The 25,721-nt window shown below is 68.6% G+C and carries 37 protein-coding genes and 1 pseudogene; 16 read left to right on the top strand and 22 right to left on the bottom strand.

The window, feature by feature from the left end; genetic code table 11:
• The 5 genes from JAO81_RS05310 to JAO81_RS05290 all read right to left on the bottom strand — a co-directional run bounded on the left by JAO81_RS05310 (position 1) and on the right by JAO81_RS05290 (position 2,221).
• Positions 1 to 261, bottom strand: a complete 261-nt coding sequence (locus JAO81_RS05310) for a hypothetical protein (RefSeq protein ID WP_199546577.1) — start codon at positions 259 to 261, stop codon at positions 1 to 3.
• 17 nt (positions 262 to 278) lie between these two features.
• The gene (locus JAO81_RS05305; RefSeq protein ID WP_199546576.1) at positions 279 to 1,232 is read right to left on the bottom strand and encodes an NAD(P)-dependent oxidoreductase; all 954 of its coding nucleotides are present in this window, start codon (positions 1,230 to 1,232) and stop codon (positions 279 to 281) included.
• The gene (locus tag JAO81_RS05300) at positions 1,229 to 1,405 is read right to left on the bottom strand and encodes a hypothetical protein (protein ID WP_199546575.1); all 177 of its coding nucleotides are present in this window, start codon (positions 1,403 to 1,405) and stop codon (positions 1,229 to 1,231) included. The genes JAO81_RS05305 and JAO81_RS05300 overlap by 4 nt, the downstream gene beginning before the upstream one ends.
• Positions 1,406 to 1,709: 304 nt before the next feature.
• Positions 1,710 to 2,072 carry a hypothetical protein gene (locus JAO81_RS05295; RefSeq protein WP_199546574.1) on the bottom strand — a complete coding sequence of 121 codons (363 nt, stop codon included), beginning with the start codon at positions 2,070 to 2,072 and terminating at the stop codon, positions 1,710 to 1,712.
• Positions 2,069 to 2,221, bottom strand: coding sequence for a hypothetical protein (locus JAO81_RS05290; protein WP_199546573.1), 153 nt, complete (start codon positions 2,219 to 2,221; stop codon positions 2,069 to 2,071). Before JAO81_RS05290 ends, JAO81_RS05295 begins: the two co-directional genes overlap by 4 nt.
• Positions 2,222 to 2,390: 169 nt before the next feature.
• On the opposite strand from JAO81_RS05290, the gene JAO81_RS05285 reads away from it, so the two are divergent.
• Genes JAO81_RS05285 through JAO81_RS05240 form a run of 10 tightly spaced genes read left to right on the top strand, consistent with a single transcriptional unit; the run spans position 2,391 to position 7,898 of the window.
• The gene (locus JAO81_RS05285) at positions 2,391 to 3,326 is read left to right on the top strand and encodes an N-acetylmuramoyl-L-alanine amidase (protein WP_199546572.1); all 936 of its coding nucleotides are present in this window, start codon (positions 2,391 to 2,393) and stop codon (positions 3,324 to 3,326) included.
• The gene (locus tag JAO81_RS05280) at positions 3,323 to 3,907 is read left to right on the top strand and encodes a 3'-5' exoribonuclease domain-containing protein (protein WP_199546571.1); all 585 of its coding nucleotides are present in this window, start codon (positions 3,323 to 3,325) and stop codon (positions 3,905 to 3,907) included. Before JAO81_RS05285 ends, JAO81_RS05280 begins: the two co-directional genes overlap by 4 nt.
• A gap of 10 nt (positions 3,908 to 3,917) precedes the next feature.
• Positions 3,918 to 4,244, top strand: a complete 327-nt coding sequence (locus tag JAO81_RS05275) for a hypothetical protein (RefSeq protein WP_199546570.1) — start codon at positions 3,918 to 3,920, stop codon at positions 4,242 to 4,244.
• Between the two features lie 32 nt (positions 4,245 to 4,276).
• Positions 4,277 to 4,543, top strand: a complete 267-nt coding sequence (locus JAO81_RS05270) for a hypothetical protein (RefSeq protein WP_199546569.1) — start codon at positions 4,277 to 4,279, stop codon at positions 4,541 to 4,543.
• Positions 4,540 to 5,190, top strand: a complete 651-nt coding sequence (locus JAO81_RS05265; RefSeq protein WP_199546568.1) for a collagen-like protein — start codon at positions 4,540 to 4,542, stop codon at positions 5,188 to 5,190. Before JAO81_RS05270 ends, JAO81_RS05265 begins: the two co-directional genes overlap by 4 nt.
• A complete protein-coding gene (locus JAO81_RS05260; RefSeq protein WP_199546567.1) occupies positions 5,190 to 5,768 on the top strand; it encodes a hypothetical protein in 579 nt (192 codons plus the stop codon). The genes JAO81_RS05265 and JAO81_RS05260 overlap by 1 nt, the downstream gene beginning before the upstream one ends.
• Before the next feature lie 12 nt (positions 5,769 to 5,780).
• Positions 5,781 to 6,671, top strand: coding sequence for a hypothetical protein (locus JAO81_RS05255; RefSeq protein WP_199546566.1), 891 nt, complete (start codon positions 5,781 to 5,783; stop codon positions 6,669 to 6,671).
• Between the two features lie 7 nt (positions 6,672 to 6,678).
• Positions 6,679 to 6,840 carry a hypothetical protein gene (locus JAO81_RS05250; RefSeq protein WP_199546565.1) on the top strand — a complete coding sequence of 54 codons (162 nt, stop codon included), beginning with the start codon at positions 6,679 to 6,681 and terminating at the stop codon, positions 6,838 to 6,840.
• An 8-nt stretch (positions 6,841 to 6,848) separates the two neighbouring features.
• Entirely contained in the window at positions 6,849 to 7,532 is a 684-nt protein-coding gene (locus JAO81_RS05245; RefSeq protein ID WP_199546564.1) for a hypothetical protein, read from the top strand.
• Between the two features lie 18 nt (positions 7,533 to 7,550).
• Complete coding sequence (locus JAO81_RS05240; protein WP_199546563.1) at positions 7,551 to 7,898, top strand: hypothetical protein; 348 nt, start codon at positions 7,551 to 7,553, stop codon at positions 7,896 to 7,898.
• 43 nt (positions 7,899 to 7,941) lie between these two features.
• Here the strand turns inward: JAO81_RS05240 and JAO81_RS05235 are convergent, their stop codons facing one another.
• Positions 7,942 to 8,403, bottom strand: coding sequence for an RNase adapter RapZ (locus tag JAO81_RS05235; protein ID WP_199546562.1), 462 nt, complete (start codon positions 8,401 to 8,403; stop codon positions 7,942 to 7,944).
• Between the two features lie 178 nt (positions 8,404 to 8,581).
• On the opposite strand from JAO81_RS05235, the gene JAO81_RS05230 reads away from it, so the two are divergent.
• Together JAO81_RS05230 and JAO81_RS43615 are read left to right on the top strand one after the other, a co-directional pair.
• Positions 8,582 to 8,998: a hypothetical protein gene (locus JAO81_RS05230; protein ID WP_199546561.1), complete on the top strand. Its 417-nt coding sequence runs from the start codon at positions 8,582 to 8,584 to the stop codon at positions 8,996 to 8,998.
• A 127-nt stretch (positions 8,999 to 9,125) separates the two neighbouring features.
• Positions 9,126 to 10,142, top strand: a complete 1,017-nt coding sequence (locus JAO81_RS43615) for a tyrosine-type recombinase/integrase (RefSeq protein WP_199546560.1) — start codon at positions 9,126 to 9,128, stop codon at positions 10,140 to 10,142.
• 5 nt (positions 10,143 to 10,147) lie between these two features.
• On the opposite strand, the gene JAO81_RS05220 is transcribed toward JAO81_RS43615, so the two are convergent.
• Positions 10,148 to 10,360, bottom strand: a complete 213-nt coding sequence (locus tag JAO81_RS05220; RefSeq protein ID WP_199546559.1) for a hypothetical protein — start codon at positions 10,358 to 10,360, stop codon at positions 10,148 to 10,150.
• 77 nt (positions 10,361 to 10,437) lie between these two features.
• On the opposite strand from JAO81_RS05220, the gene JAO81_RS05215 reads away from it, so the two are divergent.
• On the top strand, positions 10,438 to 10,974 hold the full coding sequence (locus JAO81_RS05215; RefSeq protein WP_199546558.1) for a hypothetical protein: 537 nt from the start codon (positions 10,438 to 10,440) through the stop codon (positions 10,972 to 10,974).
• A 6-nt stretch (positions 10,975 to 10,980) separates the two neighbouring features.
• Here JAO81_RS05215 and JAO81_RS05210 read toward each other — a convergent pair whose 3' ends face one another.
• Complete coding sequence (locus JAO81_RS05210; RefSeq protein ID WP_199546557.1) at positions 10,981 to 11,358, bottom strand: hypothetical protein; 378 nt, start codon at positions 11,356 to 11,358, stop codon at positions 10,981 to 10,983.
• Positions 11,359 to 11,414: 56 nt separating this feature from the next.
• Between JAO81_RS05210 and JAO81_RS05205 the strand changes: the two genes are divergently transcribed.
• Together JAO81_RS05205 and JAO81_RS05200 are read left to right on the top strand one after the other, a co-directional pair.
• On the top strand, positions 11,415 to 11,606 hold the full coding sequence (locus JAO81_RS05205) for a hypothetical protein (protein WP_199546556.1): 192 nt from the start codon (positions 11,415 to 11,417) through the stop codon (positions 11,604 to 11,606).
• Positions 11,607 to 11,795: 189 nt separating this feature from the next.
• Complete coding sequence (locus JAO81_RS05200; protein ID WP_199546555.1) at positions 11,796 to 12,620, top strand: phage antirepressor KilAC domain-containing protein; 825 nt, start codon at positions 11,796 to 11,798, stop codon at positions 12,618 to 12,620.
• A gap of 78 nt (positions 12,621 to 12,698) precedes the next feature.
• Here the strand turns inward: JAO81_RS05200 and JAO81_RS05195 are convergent, their stop codons facing one another.
• From JAO81_RS05195 to JAO81_RS42220, 7 genes and pseudogenes are all read right to left on the bottom strand, one after another.
• Positions 12,699 to 12,908, bottom strand: coding sequence for a hypothetical protein (locus tag JAO81_RS05195; protein ID WP_199546554.1), 210 nt, complete (start codon positions 12,906 to 12,908; stop codon positions 12,699 to 12,701).
• 97 nt (positions 12,909 to 13,005) lie between these two features.
• Positions 13,006 to 13,215 carry a hypothetical protein gene (locus tag JAO81_RS05190; RefSeq protein ID WP_199546553.1) on the bottom strand — a complete coding sequence of 70 codons (210 nt, stop codon included), beginning with the start codon at positions 13,213 to 13,215 and terminating at the stop codon, positions 13,006 to 13,008.
• Between the two features lie 223 nt (positions 13,216 to 13,438).
• The gene (locus JAO81_RS05185) at positions 13,439 to 13,588 is read right to left on the bottom strand and encodes a hypothetical protein (RefSeq protein WP_307813150.1); all 150 of its coding nucleotides are present in this window, start codon (positions 13,586 to 13,588) and stop codon (positions 13,439 to 13,441) included.
• A gap of 95 nt (positions 13,589 to 13,683) precedes the next feature.
• Entirely contained in the window at positions 13,684 to 14,001 is a 318-nt protein-coding gene (locus tag JAO81_RS05180; RefSeq protein WP_199546551.1) for a 4a-hydroxytetrahydrobiopterin dehydratase, read from the bottom strand.
• A gap of 2 nt (positions 14,002 to 14,003) precedes the next feature.
• Entirely contained in the window at positions 14,004 to 15,248 is a 1,245-nt protein-coding gene (locus tag JAO81_RS05175) for a Twin-arginine translocation pathway signal (protein ID WP_199546550.1), read from the bottom strand.
• Positions 15,249 to 15,879: 631 nt separating this feature from the next.
• The gene (locus tag JAO81_RS05170; protein ID WP_233414934.1) at positions 15,880 to 16,101 is read right to left on the bottom strand and encodes a helix-turn-helix domain-containing protein; all 222 of its coding nucleotides are present in this window, start codon (positions 16,099 to 16,101) and stop codon (positions 15,880 to 15,882) included.
• A gap of 724 nt (positions 16,102 to 16,825) precedes the next feature.
• Positions 16,826 to 16,915: pseudogene (locus tag JAO81_RS42220) on the bottom strand (SGNH/GDSL hydrolase family protein); the annotation flags it as partial.
• A 146-nt stretch (positions 16,916 to 17,061) separates the two neighbouring features.
• Between JAO81_RS42220 and JAO81_RS05165 the strand changes: the two are divergent.
• Positions 17,062 to 17,532, top strand: a complete 471-nt coding sequence (locus JAO81_RS05165) for a carboxymuconolactone decarboxylase family protein (RefSeq protein ID WP_199546548.1) — start codon at positions 17,062 to 17,064, stop codon at positions 17,530 to 17,532.
• Between the two features lie 21 nt (positions 17,533 to 17,553).
• Here JAO81_RS05165 and JAO81_RS05160 read toward each other — a convergent pair whose 3' ends face one another.
• The 7 genes from JAO81_RS05160 to JAO81_RS05130 form a co-directional block, all read right to left on the bottom strand.
• A complete protein-coding gene (locus JAO81_RS05160) occupies positions 17,554 to 18,018 on the bottom strand; it encodes a GNAT family N-acetyltransferase (protein WP_199546547.1) in 465 nt (154 codons plus the stop codon).
• 55 nt (positions 18,019 to 18,073) lie between these two features.
• Positions 18,074 to 19,087, bottom strand: coding sequence for a hemolysin family protein (locus JAO81_RS05155; RefSeq protein ID WP_199546546.1), 1,014 nt, complete (start codon positions 19,085 to 19,087; stop codon positions 18,074 to 18,076).
• Positions 19,084 to 20,415 carry a hemolysin family protein gene (locus tag JAO81_RS05150; protein ID WP_199546545.1) on the bottom strand — a complete coding sequence of 444 codons (1,332 nt, stop codon included), beginning with the start codon at positions 20,413 to 20,415 and terminating at the stop codon, positions 19,084 to 19,086. Before JAO81_RS05150 ends, JAO81_RS05155 begins: the two co-directional genes overlap by 4 nt.
• Before the next feature lie 237 nt (positions 20,416 to 20,652).
• Positions 20,653 to 21,087 (bottom strand): GNAT family N-acetyltransferase, encoded by a 435-nt coding sequence (locus JAO81_RS05145; protein ID WP_199546544.1) that lies wholly within the window; start codon positions 21,085 to 21,087, stop codon positions 20,653 to 20,655.
• A gap of 78 nt (positions 21,088 to 21,165) precedes the next feature.
• On the bottom strand, positions 21,166 to 22,056 hold the full coding sequence (locus JAO81_RS05140) for a TIGR03621 family F420-dependent LLM class oxidoreductase (RefSeq protein ID WP_199546543.1): 891 nt from the start codon (positions 22,054 to 22,056) through the stop codon (positions 21,166 to 21,168).
• Between the two features lie 53 nt (positions 22,057 to 22,109).
• Entirely contained in the window at positions 22,110 to 24,674 is a 2,565-nt protein-coding gene (locus JAO81_RS05135) for an ABC transporter permease (RefSeq protein WP_199546542.1), read from the bottom strand.
• A gap of 7 nt (positions 24,675 to 24,681) precedes the next feature.
• Positions 24,682 to 25,563 (bottom strand): ABC transporter ATP-binding protein, encoded by an 882-nt coding sequence (locus JAO81_RS05130; protein WP_233414933.1) that lies wholly within the window; start codon positions 25,561 to 25,563, stop codon positions 24,682 to 24,684.
• Positions 25,564 to 25,721: the final 158 nt, after the last annotated feature.

Here is a 25,721-nt window from a genome sequence, read left to right as displayed (position 1 = left end):
TCAGACCTTGACCGGTTCGTAGGTGGCGGCGAAGACGTCTGCTTTGCAGGGGTAGAACTCGCCTCGGATGCCCCTGATGATCCAGTCGCCATACTCGAAGGCGACCCATGTGTCGTGGAGCCGGTCGTAGACGCGAAAGTCGCGATCGACGTCGTTGAGTATGACCAGGCCGCCAGCGAAGTCGGTCAGTGTCCGCATGGGCGCGGCTTCTGTCCACTGAACAGCATCGACCTCGACGGGCTTCTTCCTATAGCGGGCCATGGCCGCCTCTCTTTGTCTCAGGCGGCCAGGTAGCCGGGGAGCCAGGTGCCGGCGTAGTAGTCGACGGTGCGGCGGATGCCTTCGTCGAGGGGCACGAAGTCGGCGGCGGTCATGCCGATCTGCTTGAGCGTGTCCGTGTCGGATGTGACGACGGCGTTCGGTACCTCGCCGGGTCGCATGGGCAGGTGGGTGATGCCGACCGGTTCGCGGCCGTTGACCTTCGCGGCGTACTCGGCGACGAGGCGCGCGATGTCGTTCACGGTCACAGAGGTGAGCGGCCCGACTTCCACCGGCTTCTCGGTCGGCCCGTGCTCGGCGGTGTGCTCGAGCGCGGTGACGAAAGTGCGGGCGACGTCCTCGACGTACACGCAGTCGGAGATCTGGGTGCCGTCTCCGTACACCTCGATGTCCGTACCGGTCAGCGCGCGGCACGAGAGTGCCGGGAGGATCTTACGGACTCGGGATGTGCCGAACGGGGCCGCGATGCTCTGCCCTGGCCCGTAGGCGTTGACCGGGCGGACGGTCGTGATCCTGCCGCCGTCGCGATAGAGGTTGTACATCCGCGTCAGATCCTCGGCCGCCGACTTGGTGATCGTGTAGCAGCCCGTACCGACCAGCCGGAAAGCGTGGTTGCCGACACCTGCGTAGACCGTGGGCAGGTCGTACTGCGCTGCTGCCTCGAACACATTGAGGCTGCCGAGGATGTTGGTCTCGGCGGAGGGCCGCGGGTTGCTGATGGTCTCCTGCGTGCCGAGGACGGCGGCGAGGTGGATGATTCCGTCGACGTGCGCGGCGGCTTCGGTGACGGCGGTGGCGTCGCGGACGTCTCCGAGGAAGAACTCCTCGCCGTCGGCGAGGTGCTGGCGGCGGTCTTGGTGGTCGAAGACGAGGAGGGAGTGGCCGCGCGCGATGAGCTCGCTGCGGATCCATGTGCCGATGAAGCCGGCGCCGCCGGTGACGAGAACCTTCATATCTGCTCCTTGCTGGTGAGGGGGCCGGCTTGTGCGCGGCGGGCCTGGGCCTCGGCGTGTGCTGCGGCGGCTTGGGCCTGGCGGACAGCGCGACGACACTGCGAGGTGACGATGGCGCAGGAGACCGCGAACAGGGCGCACATGCCGAGTTGGACGAGTTGGAAGGTGTTCACGGCGCCTCCCACGGGGACGCGTAGCCAGCACCAGATGCACGTGCGGCGGAGTAAGCCCTGTCTAGCTCTCCTCCGTCGGCTGTGAAGTTGTGCCCGCAGGGCCGGAAGCCGAATGCGATTTGGTCGTTGCGGAATTGAGCGATTTGGTCGTTGCTGAGCATGAGCTCACTGGGCGGCTGTCCGCACGTTGGGCAGTCCGGCAAGGGCCGCTTGATGAGGCGGCCAGCGAGTGCGGCAGCCTCGCGGTGTTGCAGGGCCGCAACGAGGGGTACGAGCTGCTCGCAGGTGAGGCGCGTCGGCTCTGTCACGGCGCCTCCCATGGCGACGCGGACCGTGCGGCGCGGGTGACGGCGTCCCAGAACTCCCGCGCGGCGGCGTCGGGTTCGTAGCTCGGGCCGTAGTCGAACTGCCCGTCGGGGTGGATGCCGACGATGAGCGTGCCGGTGCCGTCCTCGTACAGGGCGACCGCGTACTCGGGCGCTGGAGCCGGCCCGTCGGCGTGGGGGCAGACCTTGCAGTGCTCGCACTGGGTGTGACCGACCGAGCAGTCGCAGCGCGGACAGCGCCGGTTGGGGTCAACCGGTTCGTGTGGGCAGCGGGTCGGATTCCCCCAGCCGTCGGTGTGGACCTCACTGCCGCACTCCGGGCGCGTGCATGGGCCGGTCATGAGCGGCCACCAAGGCACGCGACCAGGAAGGTCTTCAGTTCCAGGGCCTGCTGCTCAGTGAACCCGGCCTGAACGTAGGCGAGGTAGATCTCGTGCACCTGCACTGCGTCAGCGACGAGGCCAGTGATCGGATCCTGCGGCTCGGACATGCGGCTGCTCCTGTGCGGGTTGGTGTGGCGGGGACGCAGACCCGCACGGCCACATCCCCGCCACGGGTCCCTGAGCAAGAACCCAACCACAACGATACCTGTGATTCGTAGGTGAACGGTGGTGTTCAGGCTACGATTTGAAGGTGCTGACGTTGCGAGGGAGACCCGCATGGCCAGACCCGTATCCGCCCAAGAGTTCCTCGACCTGCTCCGCGACGAGGGCCTCACCGTCATCGAGGTCGGCGACTGGGAGCACCACAACCGCAACCACAAGGGCAAGTGGGGCGACGTGCATGGCGTGATGGTGCACCACACCGTCACTAAGGGTTCGGACCGAACAGTGCAGATCTGCCGCGACGGGTACAGCTCCCTGCCCGGGCCGCTGTGCCACGGCGTCATCACCAAGGACGGCAAGGTGCATCTCGTCGGCTACGGCCGCACCAACCACGCCGGCATGGGCGACGACGACGTACTGAAGGCGGTCATCGCCGAACACGCCATGCCCAAGCCCAACGAGGCGACCACCGACGGCAACCGGCACTTCTACGGCCTTGAGTGCGAAAACATGGGCGACGGCGAAGACCCCTGGCCCGAAGCCCAACTGCTCGCGATCGAGAAGGTCGCGGCAGCCGTCTGCCGCCGCTACGGCTGGGGCGCCGGATCAGTCATCGGCCACCGCGAATGGCAGCCCGGCAAGGTCGACCCCCGCGGATTCTCGATGCAGACGATGCGGGGCCGGATCGCCGCCCGCCTCGACGGACACACCCCCAAGCCCAGCCCGCCCAAGCCGAGCGTCCCGAAGCCTGTGCCGGCCCAGCCTCGCGTGTCCCTCGCGCACATCATCACCGCAGCGCGGAAAGACCCGCCGGCCGCACAGGGCCGCACCACGCACAAGGCCGAAGTCCTCGTCGTCGAGAAGGCGCTGAAGGCCGAGGGGCTTCTGTCCGCCACGTTCGTCGACGGCGCGTTCGGCACCAAGACCGTCGCTGCGTACAAGGCCTGGCAGAAGCGATGCGGCTACTCCGGCGCCGCCGCCGACGGCATCCCAGGCCACGCCTCCCTCAACCGGCTCGCCGCCAAGCACGGTTTTGAGGTGACCGCGTGACCGCCATCGATTACGACCTTGAGTTCCTGGAGGACGGCTTCACCATCGCGGTGATCTCAATCGGGATGGTGTGTGACGACGGCCGCGAGTACTACGCCGTCAACGCCGACGCGCCATGGGACCGGATTCGAGAGAACGACTGGCTGATCCGGAACGTGCTGCCTTCGCTGCCGATCACAGGGCGTCTCTCTCTGGAGACCTACCTCAGGGTTCCGGAGAACAGCCACCCAAAGCCGTCGATGAGTCAGGTGGGGGCCGACACGAAGGACACCCTGGTCAAACCGCACTGGGTGATCGCTAACGAGGTGCGCGACTTCATCCAGGCCGCCGGGCCCGAGGTCGAGCTCTGGGCTAACTACGGCGCCTACGACCACGTCTCGCTCGCGCAGCTCTGGGGCCCTATGGTCGCGATCCCCGCCGGAGTGCCGATGTTCACCCACGACATTCAGCAGGAGCGATCCCGTCAAGGCCTCGCCTGGGACGACCTGCCGAAGCAAGAGAGCGGCGAGCACAACGCTCTCGCCGACGCCCGACACAACCAGATCGTCCGGCGCTGGCTCGCCGAACGCATAGCGAAGTAGGGAACCCGCGATGAACGTCAACCTCGACTCTGCCTACTGGCTCGGCCTCGCCATCAGCGTCGCCCTGCCCGTCCTCGTCGGCCTCGTCACCACCCGCGTAACTCACGCAGGCGCCAAGGCCGTCCTCCTCCTCGCACTTACCGCCGCCAACGGGTTCCTCGTCGAGCTGCAGGCAGGCGGCGACGGATACGACCTCGGTGCCGCCGTCACCCTGACGCTCGTGTCCTTCGGCACGGCGGTCCTGGCGCACTTCGGGCTGTGGAAGCCGACCGGAGTAAGCGGCAAGGCGCAGGACACCCTCGTGACCGCCGGTCCCCGCACGACTCAGGGCGTCTGAGCTGCCCGAAGCACGCGCGATCGGGAGAGTGCATGGATGCCGCCATGGTCACAGCTGTAGCCGCGCTGATCGCGGGCCCTGTGGCCGGGCTGGCAGCCATGTACGGCACCCGGGGCGCGAATCGGGCAGCCCGGGAGGGCGGCGTGATCACCGGATACGACAGCCTGACCGCACGGCTCACGGCTGAGCGGGACAAGGCCGAAGCTGACCAGGCCAAGGCAGAGGCCGAGCTTGCGATCCTGGAACTCGAGGTCGCGCGACTGAAGCTCTTGGTCATGCAGCTGGGAGGGACCCCGTGACGCGAGCTGAACGGGTCCTGTACCGACGCCGACACCTGCTCTGGGTCGCGGCAGCGCTGCTCTTCCTCGGTGGCGCGGTCGGTGTCGCATTTCTGAAGATCGACCGCGCCCAGAGCAGGGCCGATGACCTCGCCGCGGAGGCAGACCTCCGCGGCACTGCCGTGTCGACGCTCGCGACCGACGTGCGGCAACTCCGCGCGCAGCTCCAGGCGAAGGGCGAGACACCCGCCGCCCCCGACCCTGGGCGGGCCGTCGAGGATCTCCCCGCGCGCGCCGAAGTCCCAGTGCCCATCCCCGGTCCGCCCGGCCCCAAGGGCGAGCCCGGCAGGAGCGGCACCCCCGGGACGCCAGGAGAAGCAGGCGAGACCGGATCTCCCGGCGAACCAGGTGTTCCCGGTGCCGACGGCCCGCAAGGTCCGCCCGGACCGGCCGGAGAACCCGGTCCCGCCGGCCCGCAAGGCGAACCAGGGCCGGCCGGCGCCGACGGACAGGACGGGCAGACCTGCCCCGACGGCTACACCCTCCAGCCTCCGCCCGACGATCCCGATGCGCTCGTGTGCCGGCGTAGTGACGCCGAGCAGCCGGCACCCTCCCGCCGCGGGCTGCTCGGCATGGGGACGCTCGTTGTGACCTACAGGAGGCTGTGATGTCGCTGCCCGCGGGAATCTCCACCGTGACTGTCACCGGCCGCTATCTGAGCCCGTCCGGAATGCCGCTGGCCGGCGCGATCCGGTTCGTGCCCGTGCCGCGGACGCTCACCTCGGCGAGCCATGGCGCTCTCGTCATTGGTGTCGTCGACGCGCTGCTCGATGCCGCCGGATCGTTCACGGCGGTCTTGCTCGCCACCGACGATCCCGATGTCACGCCGACCGGGTGGACGTACCGCGTCGACGAACTCCTGACCGGCGTACCCGGCCGGACATTCCCGCTGTCCCTGCCGCTGGCCGCCCCGAACGTCGACCTCGCCGCCGTCGCCCCGACCGACCCGACGGCTGGCGACTACCTCGTGGTCACCGGCCCCGTAGGGATCGAGTTCCGGTACGAGCATGTGCAGTCGAGCCCGGCCGCAACGTGGCAAGTCCCGCACAGCCTCGGCAAGTTCCCCAACGTGTCGATCATCAACGATGCAGGGCGCGCCGTATACGCGGACGTCGATCACAGCACCCCGAACCTCGTCGTCATCACGTTCCCCACCCCCTACAGCGGCCGAGCCGTCTGCTCCTGAAAGGCACAATCGATGGCCCTCCAGTCCCTCACCGGATTCGACGCCAGCTCGCAGCGCGTCGTCTCCGTCGCCGACCCCTCCTCGTCCTCGGATGCCGCCACAAAGGCCTACGTCGACAACCTCCTCAACGGACTCCGCTGGAAGCAACCGGTACGCGTCGCCACCACCACCAACGGCACCCTCGCCAGCGCCTTCGCCAACGGCTCCAGCGTCGACGGCGTCACCCTCGTCACCGGCGACCGCATCCTGCTGAAGAACCAGACCGCGGGCCAGGAGAACGGCATCCGCATCGTCGCCGCCTCCGGCGCCCCGGCTCGCGCGACGGACGCCGACAGCGCCGCCGAACTGTACGGCGCGGCGGTGCAGGTACTCGAAGGCACCGCGAACGCCGACAAGGCATTCACACAGACCGTCGACACCATCACCCTCGACACGACACCGCTCGTCTGGACCCAGTTCGGCGGCGGGCAGACGTACACCGCCGACGGCAACGGCATCGAAGTCTCCGGCAACCAGTTCGCGCTCGAGCTCGACGGGTCGACGCTGCAGAAGTCCGCGAGCGGCGTCCGTATCGGGTCCGCAGCCGCTGGCGCCGGACTCACCGAAGCCGCCGGCGTGCTGGCCGTCGGACAGGGCACCGGAATCACGGTGGCCACGGACACGGTGGCAGTGGACACGAGCGTCGTCACCCGGCACGCGTCCGCATCGATCGGCAACGGCTCCGCCACCTCGATCGCCGTAACCCACAACCTGGGCACGAAGGACGTGTCCGTGACGATGCGCCGCAACTCCGATGACGCCCGCGTCGAAACGGACTGGGTGGCGACCGACACTAACAACGTCACCCTCAGCTTCGTGACGGCGCCGACATCCAACGAGTTCCGCGTCACCGTCCACGGGTGAGCATCCGATGCCCGACTTCGAGACCGACGTGACACTGCCCCGCGACCCCGACGCCGCGCTGAAGGCCGCGACGAAGCAGTACGTCGACAACCGCACCCCAAAGATCACCGTCGGCACGTCGGCGCCCGGATCGCCGGCCGTCGGCGACGTGTGGATCGACACGAACTAGGGGATATCGTGGCACTCCTGGCGACCCTCGTCGACGACTTCAACGACAACTCCGTCAACACCACGCTGTGGCCCAACAGCTTCGGCACCTACAGCGAGGTGGGCGGACGCGCCCGCATCGGCTGCAATACCGGCTACAACGCGTACTCCAGCGCCCTCACCTACACCCTCGACGAGTCCGCAGCCTCCCTGCGTGCGTGGCCACCCGCTGCCGGCGGCGCCACCACCGAGGCCTGGGCACAAATCCTGATCAAATCGTCGGTCGGCGGCACCGATCTCGGGTTCGAACTGAAAGCCCTCACTGGCCAGCTCGTTTGCTTCAACCGGGTCGGCTACTTCGAAGCCGACCCCGTCACCCTTGCCTACTCCGCCACCGACCACGCGTGGCTACGCGTCCGTGAAACCGGCGGCAACACCTACTGGGAAACATCCGCCAATGGCCGAACGTGGACCACTCGCCGGACCTTGACCAGCCCCACATGGGTCGCCGACGCGAACCTCGAGTTTCAGCTCATCGCCCACCGCAGCGACGGCACCGACGACTACGCCGAGTTCGACAACGTCAACATCCCCATGGGCGCCCGCGTCTGGACGGGTAGCGCCTGGCAGCCTTGCCCCGTCAAGACGTGGACCGGCAGCGCCTGGACACCCCGCGCCGTGAAGACCCGCACCGGCGGCGGAACTTGGATTTGATCAACTTCGAGGAGAGACATGCCGTGGCCGTCGAACGTGCAGACCGTGACCGTGACCGCCGGCGCGCTCGGCTACCTCCGCCCCGACGGCACCCCCTACACGGGCCAGATCCGCTTCACGCCTGAGGAGTTGGTGCGGTCCGCCGACCATGACGTCATCGTGCAGGGTGCGGTTGTGGTGACCCTTGACGACACCGGCCGGTTCACCGTCGACCTCCTCGCCACCGATGCCGACGGCTTCACCCCAACCAGCTGGCTGTACCGCGTCGACGAGGAATGGACCGATGCTCCCGGGCGTGCGTACCGCCTCGAACTCCCGGCCGCCGTACCCGAGGTGACGCTGCCCGACCTCGCGCCTGATTCCTGACTGAGATAGCGCATAACTTTCCCTTGTGCGCTCGCATCGACTCTCACGTGAGGATCGGCCTGTCGATGTGCCGGTGCTCGACCTCGCACCCGATCCCCGCGGCCCGTAGGTGTACTGCGATCTCCTCGGCAACGGCTACTGAACGATGGCGGCCACCGCCGCAGACGACATGGACGTCGATGCGGTACTGCTGCGGGCCGCCGGCCCACTGGTGGAGGTTGTCCCGCTGGAGCAGGATGCGGACCTTCTCCGCGTTCTGCGCCACCAGTTCCTTCGCGCCGGGCGTCGCCATGACGTACCGGCGGACCTCCGGGTCCAGGCCGTTGCTGTGCAGCATCCGGTCTCGGACCTCGGGGTCCTCGGGTGGGTTACGCAGAGGGCGAGTGTCGACGCGGATGGCGCCGCCGGCCGGTGCGTCGTTGTGGCCGTCGCCATACGAGACGATGACGCACTGAAGATGGTCTTCGCGGTAAAGGGTGCTGAGGTCTTCCGGAGTGGTTTCCACGCGCCCAGCCTCCCCTCCGTTGGCGCGAGGCGACAGCGGGTCGGGGATGTTTCACGTTTCCTCTTTCGGCCGCCGAGGGAGCCGGAGGTCTCAACGGGCTTCCGTGGCATGGGGAGTTCGCCGAGGCTAGCTCTCGATAACATGCCATATCGCGGGCGAAAAAACGGTACAATTAGCTATGGCTGACAACCCTCATGACGAGCTGTCTGTTCGACGCGCCCGTAGTCGTAAGGCAGGCGTGCGACGCGCGAGCAACGGCGCCATGCTGCCGTCGAGCAAGGGCGACCTGCCCGGCTGGATGACTTTCTTCTTCATCCCCAAGGACGCATGCGATGCCTGCGCCCAGCACTGGCATCACAAGTGCTGGGGCGTGAACGTTCTCCTTGACCCCGTCCCGAACTGCCCCTGTGACTGCGGCGATTGCAAGGACCCCATGCGGCTGAGCCCGCAAGGCTGGGCGGACCTTGCACTGCACGCACCCGATCAGGTCTGGATAGCCGCCATGTTCGAGCGTCAGCGCGCAGGAGGCATCCACGCCTGCGTCATGGACGACCGAGAGCGCCACCACGCCGCGCGATGGGAGCGTGAGCGGTGACCACTCCGCCCGAGAACAACGGTGCTCTGGAGTCTGCCGCCGAGCGGGTACAGCACTCCGGACCCAACACGAAGTTCTGCGTCCTGTGCCTATCAGGGGAACATGAGCGCGTAGGCGAGGAGCAGCAGTGACCAGCCTCGTCCCGCACCAGCCGGACGCCACCCCGGCCGTCTACGACGCTGCGACGCTCGCCGTCCTGGCCGCTATGGAGAAGGCGGCCGACGAGCACCTCGACAGGATCATCCCCGACAACACCAAGCGCGGATACGCCAACGACTGGGCACTCTGGGAAGAGTTCCATGACTGGCTCGCGGAACGCACCGGCCACCGCATGCCGTCGACCGCAGTCTCAAGAGGCAACCTCGTCGGCTTTGTCGTCTGGCTCGACACCATCAAGCTCGCGGCCCCCACGTCGATCGACCGGCGGATCACCGGCGTCACCGTCACCGCACGCGGCCTCGGCGTCGAAGTCACGAAGGCCGCCACCGTCGCGGCCCGCAAGGCGCTCAAGCCGCTGAAGAACGACCCCGAACGCATGGCGCGCGGCAGGGGCAAGGCCGCCGCCGTCACCCCCGAGCAGCTACGGCAGATGAACGCGGCCGTCGCCGACGGACTCTCCGGCCTCCGCGACCGCGCCCTCTGGCTCATGGCCTTCGCCATCGCCGGACGCTCCGCCGAAGTCGCCGCCCTCCGCGCCGACACCATCGTCCACGTCAGCCAAGGCCTCGAAGTCCACGTCCCCGCCGTCAAAGGACGACCGCCCCGCGATGTCGTCGTCAGTTACGGCAAGAACGCCGACACCTGCCCCGTCCGCGCCTGGCTCACCTGGCGCGCCGCCGCAGGCATCACCGCCGGACCCGCCTTCCTCCCCATCGGCGTCTGGGGCCACCTCGGCGACCGCGCCCTCAGTCCGGAAGCCGTCCGCGAGATCATCGCCCGCAACGCCGAACGAGCTGGACTCGCCGTCCGACTCACCGGGCACTCGATGCGGGCGGGGTTCATCACCACCAGCCGCAAGGCCGGGAAGCGCGAAGAGAAGATCCGCGAGCAGTCTGGCCACGCCGAGAACAGCCCCGCCTTCTGGGGCTACATCCGCGAAGCCGACAAGTGGACCGACGCAGCCAGCGAGGACATCGGACTCTGATCTGCCTACGCCGCGTCGTAGCGGTGCGCACGTCCGCCGCGCCACGTCACCCATGCCTCGTCGTCGAGGAGCCGCTCGCCGTCGGGGAGCCCGGCACGGCGCAGGAACTCGATCACGTCGGTGTCATTGTGCGCGAGGCCGAGCATCTGCCCGCGCACGGTGACGCGCCGGCCGCCGGTGCCGAGCGGCGGGTGCACGATGATCGGCGCGCCTCCCATACTCCCAGGGTGTAGGTCTGCCCCGAGCGCTGCACCTTGGGCAGGCACTGCCGCCGGTGCAGGCGCATCCTGAAGTCATGAACGGCATCAGCAGGTCGGCGGTGGCCCGTGGGGTTGTCGCGGCGGTAGCTGCTTGTCTCCTCGGCGCCAGCGCGGGAACGGCCACAGCCGTCCCCGCGCGTGTGGACGCGGTGATTGCCGCGCGCGACGAAGCGGGGGCATGGGGAGACACCATGAAGTGGGACGACGGGTTGACCGTCACGGTGTTCCCACCCGAGGAGTTCACTTCCTCGTATCCGCAGGAGGGTGCGCAGGCTGTCAAATGGCGAATCACGATCACGAATGGTTCTGACGACCCGTACCGGGGCTCTCTGACCGTGAACGTCAAAGCGGGCGACGAGGGCGTCCAGTGTGAGCAGATCTTCGACAGCGCCAACCATGTCGGCGGCGGGATCGACGGCAGCATCTCGCCTGGCTCGTCAGGCACCGCCGAGTTCGGGTTCGACGTGCCACGTGCCCAGCTCGCGAAGGTCGACCTGGAGGTCAGCCCCAGTTGGAGCCACGAGGGCCTGCACTGGGTTGGCCCGGTGAACAGCCAGGCCGGTAGTTCCTGAGCGCGGCTACGCGCCTTCGTCCGGTGTGTGGGGTGTGAGGTATACCGCCTTGAGCGCGGGCAGCGGGTTGCAGGTCGCGCAGGCGATGATGTGGTCGCTCCGGTCGCGCATGATCAGCGCGGCCTCTTGGCCCTCGATGAGTTCGCCGCCGCTGCGGTTCTTGCGGCAGTTGCCGCGGTGCATGGCGTCGGGCGTTTCCTCGGTCCAGCTACGTTCGACGACGAACCGCAGCTCCCGGTGCGCGACCTTCTTGCGCCGCTCGTGCTCGGCTACCTCACGCTCCAGGGCGGCGATGATCCGGATCTCCTGCTGAAGCTGGTACTCCAGCCATGCCGCCACGGACTTGTGCTTGGCGAGCCGCTCCTCCGGATCCTGATCGTTCATACGTTCGATTCTAGGGTTACGCTGCCACCGCCACCACCTGGGGAGACGATGACGCCATGGACTCGGCAGGCAGATACCGCCTCACCCTCGTGATCGGCGGGCGTGACGTGGCCATCGGCTGGTGGAAGTCCCGCGCCACCGCTGAGCGGAAATTCGCGGGCGACGTCGGCGAATACGGGCACCGCGAGACCGCGCGGATCACGCTCGTCGACACCGAGACCGGCGAGGTCGTGAAGTCCTGGCCGTAGGGGCGCACGCCTTCAACTCACGCCCCTCGTGCGCCACTTGCGCCCCACTAGCGCCCGCTCCATGTCGGTAACGCAGCGTAGACTTCAGGGCTAGCCGATCCGCATATGCCGATCGGTGTCGGGACATAGATCAGCCCTCGCGCGGATGTCGGGTCCGCCGAGGGCTACGGATCAAGGAGAAACAGCTCCATGGATCAGTTCCACCCTAACGTTCCTGTACCCGCCGTCAACAGCGGGTACGAATTCAGTCGGCCCGGGTCGCCCTTCAGCCAGCCGACCAGCCCATTCGACGCCCTGCGTCACGAGGACGAGCGCGGCGAATACTGGCTCGCCCGCGAGCTTCAGCCCGTCATGGCCTACGACAAGTGGGACAACTTCCTGCGCGTCATAGACCGGGCGGTCCGGGCCGCCGAGAACACCAACACCTATTCTGAACAGGCGTTTTCCCGACTCCGGGAAAACGTTCCCGGAGGGGGCCCCGCGCGGATCGACTTCCGTCTGAGTCGCGGCGCCGCGTACCTGGTCGCCATGAACGGCGACCCAAACAAGCCCGCCGTCGCTGCGGCGCAGGCGTACTTCGCCGTCCGGACCCGGGAAGCCGAGCTCGGGCCGTCCAAGCCGATCTCCGAACTCGACATGGCTCGGCAGTACGTACAGGCTCTCGAACGCGAGCAGAAGATCAAGGCAGAGTTGGAGGTCGCCGCGCCGAAGGCAGGCAAGTGGGACAAGTTTCTCGCTACTGACGGCCTGATCGGCATGCGCGAGACGGCCGACCTGTTCGGCGTCGACGTAAAGGTGCTGACTACCTGGCTGGTCGAGATCAACATCTTCCGACGCCAGGTGTCGCAGCGTGGTGGGGCGAGGAACTTGCCCCGTAAGCCGCACCAGGACTCGGGTCACTTCACCGTGAAGATGGAGATGACCAACGGCTGGACCCATCCGACCGCCTACGTATCGTCGAGCGGCCTTGATCTCATAGCGGATCTGTGGACGCAGCGGCCCGCGGTCGCCTGACCCTGCCAGAGCGTGGCCTCGTCGTCCCCCGCGGCGAGGCTATCCGCATCCGACCGCGCGCGGCCTGCCCCTGTGGACTCAGGCCGCGTCGGCCTCAGGCTCGGGGTGACGAACAGCGTGCTTGAGGGCCTGCTCAATCGTGTAGCGGCTTTCGCCCGTCGCTTCTGCGAGTGCGGTGATTCCGGCCTGAACCTGCGCAGCCGTCTCCACATTCAGCGTTCCGGCCTGGATCGCAGCCCAAGCCGCTCGTTCCTTCGCGATCAGATCATCAGGGAGTTCGATAGCCACCTCAGGATCTTAAGCCGCCGTGGCGACCTCGCCGCGTATCGCCGCATGCCCACGCCGTAGGCAGCGCAGGCATGCGGCAATCACCTGGCTGGCCTGGTCATTTCTCGGTCTTGTATACCGCGCAATCTCCGCAACCCTTGTGCTGGCTGCGCATGATGTTCCCGTCGGCGTTTGTGATGACGGCCTGATGCGTGCCGTGCTTCCATGCGGACCAGTTGCCCGCCCGGTACTGCACTCGCAGCCACGCGTGGCCGGCACACCACCCATCGCTACCCTTGCCGGTGACCGCCTTCTTGCTCGTCGTCACCCCGGAGTAAGTCGTCCCACAACTCCGCGTCCAGATCTCAGGGTCTCCGGTCGGCGCGGCGGCGGCCCCTGTTGCGGCAAAGAGCACCGCGGCTGCCACGGCGGACAGAACCGTCGTCCCTCGTGTCACATGACGCATGCATCCCCCATTCGATAGCTGATCGACCCGGACAGCTTCGGCCATCGGGCGTGAGGCCGACACCTCGCAGATCCGAGGTTGACCTTCAGGCCGCCTCGACGACCTCGCTGCGCACCGCGGCATTCCATTCCGCCACGAGCCGCCAGTATTCGGCGCTCTGCTCCGGACGCAGCCGCACCGCCGGGCACGCCGACACAAGCAAACGGATCTGCTCGTTCAGCTCGTCAGCGCGCACAGAGCCAGAGGCAGAGGGGGCGGGGGGCATAGATCAAAGCCTATGTGGACGCACTGACACCGCACCATCCCCGCAGGAAGACGGCATATGCCCAGTCACGCCCGAGGCGCAGCCCCGTGCGCCTCGGCGATGGCGTCGATCCGATGCGCGAGGTCGAAGTCCGCGGCGGTCAGCTTGTGCCCGGCGTCGTGCGTGGTGATCGCGAACCGCACCGTGCCCCACCTGAGGTCGATGTCCGCGTGGTGACCGATGAGACGCTCGACGTCCGCCACGTGCACGATCATCGCCACACCGCCGTGATACCGGATCCCGAACGTCCGGGAGATCTCATCACCCTCACGCCGCCAACCCGGCGCCCCATCCAGCGCGATCACAATCTCATCCTCGGTCAACGGCACCGGCAGCTCAGCCACGATCAAATCCCCTCCGTCACAGGCGCCAGAACCTCCCCGAGATCCCGGCCGACCGGGGCATCCTGCCACGGCCTCATCGCCCGCTGAAGAGCCCCCAACTCCCTCCGCATCCTGGCCGACCGCGTCTCCGACGCAATATCCGCGACCACGCGCGCAATGTGCAGCGCCTGGTCCGGATCGCCGGCCGTGGCCGCTGCAGTCGCGTGCCGGGCCATGTACACGCCGCGATCACGACGAGCCGTCTCCGGGACGGCATCAAGCACCTGCCCCCACAGGGCGCCGGCCTCATCACCGAGCCCCAACCGGCCATAGCAGGTGGCACGTTGCACCTCGAGATAGCCGGGGGTACGACGACAAGCGTTCCCCCACGGCAGATCGTCATCGACACGGGGCAGCAGCTGGTCGGCCTGGTCGATGAGCCGGTCTACCGCGGTGCGGTCGCCGGTGAGGCTGGCACCGTGGGCCTGCTGCTGCATGGCCATGATGCGGACCTTCGGCACGATCCGACGCGAGTCCTCGAGCGCGGCCTCGCACAAGTCGATGACCGCGTACCCGTCGCCCAGATCCGTGCGCACCTGCGCCTGGTTGACGAGCGAGTATCCGATCAGGTGCGGGTCACGGGACCGCATCGCGATCTCCTGCGTCACCCCGCGCCAGAACGAGGCTCCGTCCATGTCGCCGGCGTCCTGATACAGCCAGCCCACCAGCGCGGCATAGGCGGCACCCACGCGCAGCAGACCGCGACGGGTCTCGCCGGCCGCCGACCGCACCAGCTTGTCGATCAGTTGGTACTGCGCGGACACCGTGCCGATCAGATCATGCGGACCGAGGAACATGTCCGCCCTGTAGTGGCCCTCCAACTGCTGCTGAAAGTAGTCGATCAGGGCGGGGTCGACGTGCTGCGGGGACACCGGGCCGGCGACGAGCGCGGCGGCGGTCACGTTGAGGAAGCCGCGGCGCTTCATGTCGCCCTCGCGGTGATGCTCGGGCCGGATCCACCCGGGCGGAGTCGTGAAGCCCAGATCTTCGGGCCACAGGCCGAATGCATCGTGCAACACCGCCGCAGTCTCATCGGAGGGCCAGCCCGGACGCTGCCCCTCCCAGCGTCGCCACGATCGCGCCGACACCGTGAAATGCGGATCGTCGAGAATCCGCTGGCCCAGTAACTGCAGCTTTTCGGCGGCCTGTTCGGCAGAGCGCCAGCCCGCCCGCAGCCGGGCAGCCCGGAGCGCGTCGTTGCGGCCCATGCGGTCATTGTGCGCTGTCATCGCTCAGACTTTCGGCCATGGCCGCGACATGGCCACTCGTGGCCACCGCACGGCCTATCTCCCGCCTGACGTGCACTCCCATCATCGACCTGTGACCACACCGCGTACAGCAAACGCAGCATTCGACAGCCGAAAGAAGCCGTCGCGGCAGCTTCCGCCGCTGCGTGAGCTCAGCGAGCCGCAGATACGTGGCCGGGATTGCGTGTGGTGCTCCATCACCCTCGCGGCCGGAAGTGTCACCGATCTCGGCCCGCGGTACGCACACCGCGCCGGCCAGCGCTTCGCGTGGTTCCCGCGGGCGTGCGACAACTGCGGGAAGGCGGGCGGGGAATGAGCGCGAACGACAGCCACCGGGTGAGGCCGCACGCAGGCTCGGGCCTGCCCTGCTTCCACGCGGACCCTTCCGGAAGCCTCCACTGCACCCTCCCCGAGAAGCACAAGGGCGAGCACTACCACTGCTACAGCAAGACAGAGTGGCCCAGCTCAGGCCGCCCGACACCATCCGCCCTGCGGGAGAACGCCTAAGACCCCCGCCCGCCGTGGCTCGCGCAACGTGCTGGACCTTCCGGCGGCGCGTTGAGCGGGGACGGCCCCTGTGCGGCGGGCGGGCCTATTCAGCGAGGAGTTCGGCGACGGGGACTTCGAGCGCGTCGGCGATGAGCAGGAGGTCGCTGAGCCGGGGGTCACTGTCGCCGCGCTCGTACCGGTGGATCGTCTTGTGGTCGCGGCCGACAAGTTCACCAAGCGCGGCTTGCGAGAGGTTGGCATGGAGACGTGCGGTGCGGATGTGCTCGCCGATTGCCCGGCGGCGGGTGTGTACCCAGATGGGCATCGGGTCGAGTGGCACTCGAACAAGCTGTAACGATCATGGCAATGTGTCTTTACCTGGCCCGGTAAATTTGATGATCTTCCGCGACAGGGAAGCGCCGTCACCTCGGATGACGCCGAAAACGTCGGGAGATCGCAGGGTCCACGCGCGCCCCGTGTGAACGGAACGCTCTAGATATATGCAGCACACCGCTTTCAACGATCTGTCAGGGGGTAGGACGCTCGACATGCTCCGCTGCTGACCGCCGGGATTCGGGACCCGGCGGTCAGCGGCCCCGGCCTCCCCCCCCCCCCGCCCGGCCCCCGCGGGGAGCGCACCCCTCGGCACGTCCGGCCTCGCGGCCCCACCCCGCCGCGAGGCCCTTCGTGTTGGCATATTCCCCTGGCATAGTTCACTCGAAAGAGGGAACAACCGCTTGCCTAGGGCATCAGTTGGACAGGGTGGGCCATGCGCCCTTCCTGTCGTGCCGGGCCCAACCGAGTGGCCCTCTGTCGGGAACCCGGCGCGAGTGAGCCCCCCTCCCATAGCCGGAGGGGGGCTCGCGCCTATTCTGCTCCTGGGTGGGGGAGGTGCGGTGGAATGCTGCGATCCGCCATGGGGGACAGGTGGGGGGGGGATTTGGGAGACGATCATGCCGGGTACACCCGGAGGAACGCCCCAGGAACCCCGAGAAACACCCCGCCGCTGCGGTCCCTCACCTGGTCAATAGTCGGGATTTCGTTGGCAGGTAGCTGCCGTCGGGCAGGCGGTCCGACATGCCCTCGGTGAAGGAGTCGCCGACCGCGACAAGACTGGTGTATGTGGCATTCATCTGCATGGCGCGAGTGATGTTATCGCCTCGCTCCGGGACCTGCCGCGCCTGCCCGTGAACCCTGAGACGCAGGTCACACGCGTGCGTGTTACGCGCAGCCGGGCTGTCTCGTCACGTGAGTGCAGGCATCACAACGAACCGAGGAGCACACAATGGAAGCTCGTCTGAACCCCATGGGCCACCAGGTCCCGATGAAGGCCCTGAAGCACATCATCGCGGCGGGCAAGGTCCTCGAGGAGTCGACGCTGCCCCGGGCCACGCAGGAGCTGGTGAAGATCCGCGCCAGCCAGATCAACGGCTGCTCGGGCTGCCTCGACATGCATCTCAAGGAGGCGGCCGCCGCGGGCGAGACGCTGATCCGGCTGAACCTCGTGGCCGCCTGGCGCGAGGCCACCGTCTACACCGACGCCGAGCGCGCGGCCCTGGAACTGGCCGAGCAGGGCACCCGGATCGCGGACGCGGCCGGCGGTGTGAGCGACGAGGCGTGGGCCGACGCCGCCAAGCACTACGACGAGGAGCAGTTGTCGGCGCTGGTGATGGGTATCGCGATCATCAACACCTTCAACCGGCTCAACGTCATCACCCAGCAGCCGGCCGGCCACTACGAAGTCGGCCAGTACTGAACCGGCGACGCGTGGGTGTGCTCACCCCAGGGCGAGCACACCCACGGTCTGGTCGCCGCTCGTCTCGCCGGTGGGCTCGAACCCGAGGCCGCGGTAGAACCCTTCGGGCCCGTCCGGGCCCGGGTGCCACGTCACGTACAGGCTCTTCTCGCCCCGCCGGCGGAGCTCCTGTGCGACTGCCTCGACCGCGAACCGGCCGTATCCGCGGCCCTGTTCACCGTCCGCGATGTTCAGACGCCACAGACCGGAGCGTATGTCCGTGCCGTTCGGGTCCTCGTCCCAGTGGATGTCGAGAAACAGCATGAGAAAGCCGACGGCCCTGTCCCCGTCCATGATCAGCCGCGGCCAGGCCGTCTCCTGATGCACATACGCCTCGGCGAGTGACTTCACCACGGGAGCGACCAGGTGCTCCTGGTCGCTCCTTACGCGGATCGCGAGCGCGGTGTCGAGGGTGTCCGGGGTGATCTCTGCCAGGCGAAGGGTCATGCCGGAAACCCTATGGACACGGTCAACCGATTTACGGCGCGGCAGCGGGCAGGCCTCAGACCGGCTGCCCGAACAGCTCCCGCAGCACATCCTCCATGGTCACCAGACCCGCGAGCCGTCCGTCCTCGCCGAGCACCGCCGCCACATGCGTACGGCTGCGGCGCATCGCGGTCAGCACGTCGTCCAGCGGGGTCGTCTCGCGCACCCGTGCGATCGCGCGCATGTCCTGCACCTGGAACGGCAGATCACGCGGCTGGACCTCAAGCGCGTCCTTGACGTGGAGATACCCGACGATCCTGCGCGCCTGGTCCACCACGGGGAAGCGGGAGAACCCGGACTCGGCCGAGAGCCGCTCCAACTGCTCCGGCGTCACTCCGAGCCGTGCGTAGGTGACCTGCTCCAGCGGCAGCACGACATCCCGCACCGGACGGTTGCCCAGCTCCAGGGCATCGTGCAGACGCTCCGTCGCACGGTCGTCGAGCAGACCCGCGTCACTGGAGTCCTTGACCATACGGGCCAGTTGATCGTCCGAGAAGCTCGCCTCGACCTCGTCCTTCGGCTCCACCCGCAGCAGCTTGAGCAGCGCGTTGGCGAAGGCGTTGATCGCGAAGATCACCGGACGCAGCGCCCGGGTGATCGCGACCAGCGGCGGGCCGAGCAGCAGCGCCGACTTCACGGGCTCGGCGAGCGCGATGTTCTTCGGGATCATCTCGCCGAGCAGCATGTGCAGATACGTGGCCACCGAGAGAGCGATCACGAACGAGATCGGATGCACCAGACCGTGCGGCACCCCGATGGCGTCCATGCCCGGCTCCAGGAGATGGGCGATCGCGGGCTCGGCGACGATACCGAGCACCAGGGTGCACAGGGTGATGCCGAGCTGGGCGGCCGCCATCAGGTGCGAGACGTGCTCCAGGCCCCACATGACGCTGCGCGCGCGCCGGTCGCCCTCTTCCGCATGAGGTTCGACCTGGCTGCGGCGCACCGAGATCAGGGCGAACTCGGCGCCCACGAAGAAGGCGTTGACGACCAGGGTCGCCAGACCGATGAGGAGCTGTACGGCGATCATCGCTGAGCCTCCGCGGAGGTCTTGTGCAGGGGCGTGTGCATCAGGACGCGGGCGGCGCGGCGGCCGGTGGCGTCGACCACGTCGAGGCGCCAGCCGGCCACCTCGATGCTGTCGCCGACGACCGGGATGTGGCCGAGCTCGGTGGCCATCAGGCCGGCGAGCGTCTCGTACGGGCCGTCCGGCGCATGCAGGCCGATCCTCTCCAGCTGGTCCATGCGGGCGGCGCCGTCCGCCGAGTACAGCGAGCGCCCCTCCTCGTCCTCGCCGGCCGGGGCCAGGTCGGTGGTCTCGTGCGGATCGTGCTCGTCGCGGACCTCGCCCACGACCTCCTCGACGATGTCCTCGAGGGTGGCCACTCCGGCCGTACCCCCGTACTCGTCGATGACGACGGCCATCGTGCGCTTGCCGGAGAGCCGGTCGAGCAGCCGGTCCACGGTCAGCGACTCCGGTACGAGCAGCGGCTCGCGCATCAGATGCGCCACCGACTGGCGGGGCCTGCGGTCGGCGGGCACGGCCAGAACGTCCTTGATGTGGACGACGCCGACCACCTGGTCGAGCGACTCGCGGTAGACCGGGAAGCGGGACAGGCCCGTCGCCCTGGTCGCCGTGGCGACATCCTCCGCCGTGGCCTTCATGTCCAGGGCCATGACCTGGACGCGCGGGGTCATCACGTTCTCGGCCGTCAGGTCGGCGAGGTTCAGGGTGCGGACGAACAGCTCCGCGGTGTCCGCCTCGAGGGCGCCCTCCTTCGCGGAGTGCCGGGCCAGCGCGGCCAGCTCCTGCGGCCCGCGCGCGGAGGCCAGCTCCTCGGCGGGTTCCATGCCGAAGCGGCGTACGGAACGGTTCGCGGTGTTGTTGAGGTGGTTGATCAGGGGCTTGAACGCCAGGCTGAACCAGCGCTGGGCCGTCGCCACCCGCTTGGCCACCGCGAGGGGTGAGGAGATGGCCCAGTTCTTGGGCACCAGCTCGCCGATCACCATCAGGATCACGGTGGAGAACGCGGTGGCGAGCACCAGGGCCACACTGTCGGCGGCCGAGTGCGAGAGCCCCAGGTCGTCGAGGGGGCCGGCGAGCAGCTTGCCGAGCGACGGCTTGGAGAGCATGCCGATGACCAGGCCGGTGACGGTGATGCCGAGCTGGGCGCCGGAGAGCTGGAAGGTGAGGGTGCGCACGGCCTTGAGGGCGCTGTCCGCACCGCGCTCGCCCTCGGCGGCGGCACGTTCCAGGGAGGAGCGCTCGACCGTGGTCAGCGAGAACTCGGCGGCGACGAAGACACCACAGGCCAGCGTGAGCAGCAGCGCCACGAGGAGCAGGAGCGCTTCGGTCATCGGGTCACCTCCGTCCCATGATCGGCCAGGGATACGGAGAGTGCGCGATGTCGGGTACTGGGAGGCTCGCCCATGGGCGGACGCTCACACCTTTCGTGTGGAGGGGTACAGCGGTGACGCTCCATATTAAAGGGATCGCAAAGGTAGGTGCTGGGGGCAACGAACAGAAGTCCGGAAACCCCGTGGTACCCCGCCCCGGAGAGGTGAACCCCGACGGGCTCACCCCGGCAAGGCGCGCTACGAGGCCGGCTCGGCGAGCGGCTTCACCCACCGCCGCCACTGCTCCTCCGGGTGGTAGCCACCGGCCTCCCAGGCGCGCTGCCCGGTCTCGTTCCGCACCAGGACCATCGCGTCGGCCCGCCGGCCGCCGAGCGCCGCGAACCGCTCCTCGGCGGCGGTGAGCAGCGCCGCACCGATACCGCGCCGCCGGCGGTCCGGATGGACGGCGAGCCGGTACAGATGGCACCGCCAGCCGTCGAACCCGGCGATCACCGTGCCCACGAGGTCCCCGTCCAGCTCCGCGAGGATCAGCGCCCGCGGATCCCGCTCGACGAGCCGCTCGACCCCCGCCCGGTCGTCGCTGATGCTCGTGCCCTCGGCGGCGGTCTTCCAGAAGGCGAGTACGGCGTCGAGGTCCTCGGGTCCGGCGGCCCGGATGCGCAGATCGGTCATGCGGACATCCCATCACCGGCCGTCCTGCCCGGGCCAGGCAATTCCGCGATACGGACAGACCGCGAGGCCCCTGCGCGGTCACCGCCCGCGCAGCGCCCGGATCACCGGAGCGAAGGCCTCCATGTACGGTTCGAGCACGGTCAGATACGAGCAGCCGAACTGCTCCCGCTGCTCCAGGAGTTGACGGGTCACCTCGTCCAGGGTGCCCACGGCCAGGATCGGCAGCGCGAGCACCTGCGCCGGTGTCAGATGGGAGCTGCGCTCCGTCAGGGCCGCCACCGCTTCGGCCCGGTCCTCGGTGAGCCGGACCAGCTGCAGCAGCAGGTTCCGCTCCGCGGGCGGCCCGCCCGCGGCCCGCTCGAACTCCTCGTAGCGCGCGATGCGGGACCCGAACTCCTCGGCGCTCAGGGCGAGCAGCGTGCCCGGCGCCCCGGGTGCCGAGCGCGCCCCGGTGAAGGCCACGGTCGCGGCTTCCTCGGCGGCGAGCCGCAGGACCCGCTCACCGTTGCCGCCGATCAGCAGCGGAGGCCCGTCCTTCTGCGCCAGCTGCCCTTGCAGGGCCTCGTCGGCGTACAGGCGTCTCAACTCCCGTACGGTATGGGCGAGATGATCCACCCGCGCGCCGGGTGACCCCCAGGCCCGCCCGCCCGCCCCGTGCCCGGCCCGGACGTCCCCCGCGCCGAGCCCCACCTCCAGGCGGCCGCCGGTGAGACCGTCCGTGGTGGCGATCTCACGGGCCAACAGGGCGGGGTTCCAGAAGCCGGCGTTGAGCACGAAGGTGCCCAGGCGCGGCCGTTCGGTCGCCTCCGCCGCGGCCACGAGCGCCGGGAACGGCGCCGGCATGCCGAGGTGGTCGGCGACGAGAAGGACGTCGTAACCGAGCTCCTCGGCACGGCGGCACTTCGCCCGCCACTCGTCGGCGGGTGCGGGCGTCAGGAAGTTCACGCCGAAGCGGAACGGGCGGCTCATCGTCTCTTTCCCTCACCGTGCGATGTCGAGCCGGTCCTACCCCGCCACCCGCCCTATTCGTGCGCGATCGCCGCCAGCACATTCATCCGGGCCGCGCGCAGCGCGGGCAGCAGCGCCGCCGCGAGGCCCACCACGATCGAACCGAGCACCACCGCGATCATGGTTCCCCAGGGGATCGCGAAGGCTGTCATCCCCTCCAGGGCGAGCACCTGCTGCACCGCCACGCCCCACACCAGGCCGAGCGCGATCCCGAGCAGCGCCCCGAACACCGAGATCACCACCGACTCGAGGCGGATCATCCAGCTCAACTGGCGCCGTGCCAGGCCGATCGCCCGCAGCAGACCGATCTCACGGGTCCGCTCGACGACCGACAGGGCAAGGGTGTTGATGACGCCGAGCACCGCGATGATGATCGCGAGGCCGAGCAGGGCGTAGACGAGGTAGAGCATGACCGCGATCTGGCCCCGGATCAGCTCCTTGTAGTCGGCCTGGTCACGGACCTGGACCTGCGGATACGGGTCGAGCGCCGTCTCAAGGCCCTTGCGGAGCTCATCGGCGTCCACACCGGAGCCCGCGTTGATGTACACCGCCGAGTCCTGGCCGTCCGGCACGTACTTGTCGGCGGTCCCGAACCCGAGGAAGACCCCTCCCTGCGGGCCGAAGGTGCCACTGCCCGGCAGATCGGTCAGGGCCCCCACGGTCAGGGTCGCCTTCTTCTTGCCGGGGAACTCCACGGACAGCCGGTCGCCGGCCTTCACGCCGTGCTCCGCCGCGAACGCCTGGTCCATGCCCAGGCTGTCGGCGGCGAGTGCGGCCTGTGTGTCGCCGGCCGTGTACTCGACCTTCGCCACCTCGTCGAGGCGTGACTCGTACGCGGACGCCGTGGACTCCACCCGCTCGCCGTCCGGCAGCGTGAGCGCGATCGGGACGAACCGCTGCCGTACGACGAGCGCCGCGCCGTCCGCGCTCTTCGCGGCCTCGGTGACCTCGGTGGGGAACGGCATGAAGTTGCTGTTCTGCACGACGAAGTCGGCGCCGAGCGAGCGGTCGATCTGGTCGTCGAAGGACTTGGTCATCGAAGCACTGGCCACGGAGAGTCCGCCCACGAGCGCGAGCCCGACCATCAGTGCCGCGGCGGTGGCACCGGTACGGCGCGGATTGCGCAGCGCGTTGCGCTGGCTCATCCGCCCCACCGAGCCGAACATCGCGGGGAACGCCCCGCCCAGAACGCGGATCACAGGCCGTACGAGCAGTGGACCGGCGATCACCGTCGCGATCAGCGTCAGGACCACACCGAGCCCGAGCAGCGAGCCCGCACCCGCGCTGTCCTTGGCCAGCGCACACCCGATCAGGGCGGCCGCACCGGCCGCGCCCACCACGGAACCGACGATCGCGCGCACCGTCAACGGGCGTCCCAGGCCCATGACTTCGATGTCCGCGAGCGCCGCCATGGGGGAGACCCGGGCCGCCCGCCTGGCCGGCAGATACGCGGCGAGGAAGGTGACGCCGACCCCCACCGCGTACGAAATGACGGGTGTTCCCCAGCCGATGACCATCTCGGTGGTCTTGAGGTTCATCCCGAGCAGGCCCATCAGCTCGATGAGGCCCGCGGCCAGGCCGATGCCCGTGGCCAGACCGAGCGTCGAGCCGACCAGGCCGAGCAGCAGCGCCTCGGTCATCACCGAGCGGCGCACCTGACGGCGGTCCGCGCCCAGCGCCCGCATCAGGCCGAGTTCACGGGTGCGCTGGGCGATCAGCATCGAGAAGGTGTTGACGATCAGGAAGATGCCGACAAGCACCGCGATCCCCGCGAAGCCGAGCATCACGTACTTGATGACGTCGAGGAATCCGCCGAGTTCGGACGCGGCGGACTCGGCCTGCTCGTCCGCGGTCTGCAGTTCGTACGTGGTACCGAGCGCGGCCGCGAGGTTCTTCTTGAGCTGCTCGTCGGTGACTCCGGAGGCAGCGTCGACGGCGATGCCGGTGGCCTTCTCGGGGTCGCCGAGCAGTTCCTGCTGTGCGGTGGCGGTGTCCAGGAACACCAGCGCGGCACCGGGGTTGGTCGTGGTGAACGTGGCGATGCCGACGATCTCCACCTTGAACGACCCGGGCCGCGCGAGCACCGTCAGGGTGTCGCCGATCTCGAGGTTCTTGCTGTCGGCGGTGTCCGCGTCGAGCAGCGCCTCGCCCGGACCCGCGGGCTCACGGCCGTCGGTGAGTTCGACCGGACTGCGGTCGGTGACATACCAGTTGGTGGCGATCGTGGGCGCGCCGGTGGTCGGTCCGACCGGCCCGTTCTCCGCGTCGACGACCGTGATGTTCTCGACGCCCACATCGAGGTGCGTCCCCTCGACCCCTTCCACCGAGCGGATCCGCTCGGCGAGTTCGGCGGGCACGGTGGGCACCAGACCGGAGGGGATGCCCTCGTCGATGTCCTCCTTGGCCGTGATGGTGACATCAGCTGAGGTCGACGCGAAGAGCCGGTCGAAGGTACGGGTCACCGTGTCGGAGAAGATCAGGCTGCCCGCGACGAACGCCACCGACAGGATCACGGCGAGCGCCGAGAGGAACAGACGGCCCTTGTGGGCGAAGAAACTGCGCAGCGTGGCCTTGAGCACGGGTGCCTCAGTCCTTGCGCAGCGGGTCGGCCGACGGTGCGTCGGGTTCTGCCACCTGTGTGCCGGGTTCTGCCGACTGTTTGCCGGGCTCTTCGGAGCGTGCGGAAGGCACCGCTCCGAGTGAGTCGAAGCGCTTCATCCGCTCAAGGACCGCCTCCGCCGTCGGCTCCTCCATCCGGTCGACGATCCGTCCGTCGCCGAGGAAGAGCACGAGATCCGAGTGCGCCGCGGCGCCCGGGTCGTGCGTGACCATGACGACGGTCTGGTCGAGCTCGTCGACGGCCTCGCGCAGGAATCCGAGCACTTCGAGCCCGGCACGCGAGTCCAGGTTCCCCGTCGGCTCGTCCGCGAAGATCAGCTCGGGCCGTGAGGCAAGCGCCCGCGCACAGGCCACCCGCTGCTGCTGACCGCCGGACAACTGCGCCGGCCGGTGTTTGAGCCGGTCCCGCAGGCCAAGGGTGTCGATCACACGCTCCAGCCACTCGGCATCGGGTTTGCGCCCGGCGATGTCCATCGGCAGCGTGATGTTCTCGCGGGCGTTGAGCGTCGGCAGCAGATTGAACGCCTGGAACATGAAACCGATCCGGTCCCGGCGCAGCCGTGTCAGCTCCCGCTCCCGCAGCCCGGTGATCTCGGTGTCGCCGAGCCATACCTGCCCCGCGGACACGGAGTCGAGACCGGCCAGACAGTGCATCAGGGTCGACTTGCCCGAGCCCGAAGGCCCCATCACGGCCGTGAACCGGCCGCGCGCGATATCGACGTCGACCGCGTCGAGCGCGAGCACGGTCGTCTCGCCCGAGCCGTACGCCTTGGTCAGCCCACGGGCCCGGGCCGCGATGCGGGCCGGTTCCGCGAGGTCGGTGAGATGTGCTGCTGACGGTGTGGACAAGGCCGCCTCCCGGGCTCCAGTCCGTCCCAACTCGCGTACGAACGCCGAGAGTAGCCGTGTTCGACGGATGCGCGGTATCCCTCCGAAGTCGGGCGTCGGTGACGCATGTAAGGGGCACGGGAAACCCCCGCGCAGGAGGGCGGGATTCCGCCCCGGAT

It is taken from the genome of Streptomyces sp. N35 (assembly GCF_016464295.1).
In the GTDB taxonomy this organism is placed as follows: Bacteria; Actinomycetota; Actinomycetes; order Streptomycetales; family Streptomycetaceae; genus Streptomyces.
The sequence above is the reverse complement of the archived record's forward strand: the minus strand, read 5'-3'. Positions and strand labels throughout refer to the sequence as shown.

Bases quoted from the DNA above. Each gene is read 5' to 3' on its own strand.
- JAO81_RS05310 (WP_199546577.1), bottom strand. From the start codon at position 261: ATGGCCCGCTATAGGAAGAAGCCCGTCGAGGTCGATGCTGTTCAGTGG.
- JAO81_RS05305 (WP_199546576.1), bottom strand. From the start codon at position 1,232: ATGAAGGTTCTCGTCACCGGCGGCGCCGGCTTCATCGGCACATGGATC.
- JAO81_RS05295 (WP_199546574.1), bottom strand. From the start codon at position 2,072: ATGACCGGCCCATGCACGCGCCCGGAGTGCGGCAGTGAGGTCCACACC.
- JAO81_RS05290 (WP_199546573.1), bottom strand. From the start codon at position 2,221: ATGTCCGAGCCGCAGGATCCGATCACTGGCCTCGTCGCTGACGCAGTG.
- JAO81_RS05285 (WP_199546572.1), top strand. From the start codon at position 2,391: ATGGCCAGACCCGTATCCGCCCAAGAGTTCCTCGACCTGCTCCGCGAC.
- JAO81_RS05275 (WP_199546570.1), top strand. From the start codon at position 3,918: ATGAACGTCAACCTCGACTCTGCCTACTGGCTCGGCCTCGCCATCAGC.
- JAO81_RS05270 (WP_199546569.1), top strand. From the start codon at position 4,277: ATGGATGCCGCCATGGTCACAGCTGTAGCCGCGCTGATCGCGGGCCCT.
- JAO81_RS05260 (WP_199546567.1), top strand. From the start codon at position 5,190: ATGTCGCTGCCCGCGGGAATCTCCACCGTGACTGTCACCGGCCGCTAT.
- JAO81_RS05255 (WP_199546566.1), top strand. From the start codon at position 5,781: ATGGCCCTCCAGTCCCTCACCGGATTCGACGCCAGCTCGCAGCGCGTC.
- JAO81_RS05250 (WP_199546565.1), top strand. From the start codon at position 6,679: ATGCCCGACTTCGAGACCGACGTGACACTGCCCCGCGACCCCGACGCC.
- JAO81_RS05240 (WP_199546563.1), top strand. From the start codon at position 7,551: ATGCCGTGGCCGTCGAACGTGCAGACCGTGACCGTGACCGCCGGCGCG.
- JAO81_RS05230 (WP_199546561.1), top strand. From the start codon at position 8,582: ATGGCTGACAACCCTCATGACGAGCTGTCTGTTCGACGCGCCCGTAGT.
- JAO81_RS05220 (WP_199546559.1), bottom strand. From the start codon at position 10,360: ATGGGAGGCGCGCCGATCATCGTGCACCCGCCGCTCGGCACCGGCGGC.
- JAO81_RS05215 (WP_199546558.1), top strand. From the start codon at position 10,438: ATGAACGGCATCAGCAGGTCGGCGGTGGCCCGTGGGGTTGTCGCGGCG.
- JAO81_RS05210 (WP_199546557.1), bottom strand. From the start codon at position 11,358: ATGAACGATCAGGATCCGGAGGAGCGGCTCGCCAAGCACAAGTCCGTG.
- JAO81_RS05205 (WP_199546556.1), top strand. From the start codon at position 11,415: ATGGACTCGGCAGGCAGATACCGCCTCACCCTCGTGATCGGCGGGCGT.
- JAO81_RS05200 (WP_199546555.1), top strand. From the start codon at position 11,796: ATGGATCAGTTCCACCCTAACGTTCCTGTACCCGCCGTCAACAGCGGG.
- JAO81_RS05175 (WP_199546550.1), bottom strand. From the start codon at position 15,248: ATGGGCCGCAACGACGCGCTCCGGGCTGCCCGGCTGCGGGCGGGCTGG.
- JAO81_RS05170 (WP_233414934.1), bottom strand. From the start codon at position 16,101: ATGCCCATCTGGGTACACACCCGCCGCCGGGCAATCGGCGAGCACATC.
- JAO81_RS05165 (WP_199546548.1), top strand. From the start codon at position 17,062: ATGGAAGCTCGTCTGAACCCCATGGGCCACCAGGTCCCGATGAAGGCC.
- JAO81_RS05160 (WP_199546547.1), bottom strand. From the start codon at position 18,018: ATGACCCTTCGCCTGGCAGAGATCACCCCGGACACCCTCGACACCGCG.
- JAO81_RS05155 (WP_199546546.1), bottom strand. From the start codon at position 19,087: ATGATCGCCGTACAGCTCCTCATCGGTCTGGCGACCCTGGTCGTCAAC.
- JAO81_RS05150 (WP_199546545.1), bottom strand. From the start codon at position 20,415: ATGACCGAAGCGCTCCTGCTCCTCGTGGCGCTGCTGCTCACGCTGGCC.
- JAO81_RS05145 (WP_199546544.1), bottom strand. From the start codon at position 21,087: ATGACCGATCTGCGCATCCGGGCCGCCGGACCCGAGGACCTCGACGCC.
- JAO81_RS05140 (WP_199546543.1), bottom strand. From the start codon at position 22,056: ATGAGCCGCCCGTTCCGCTTCGGCGTGAACTTCCTGACGCCCGCACCC.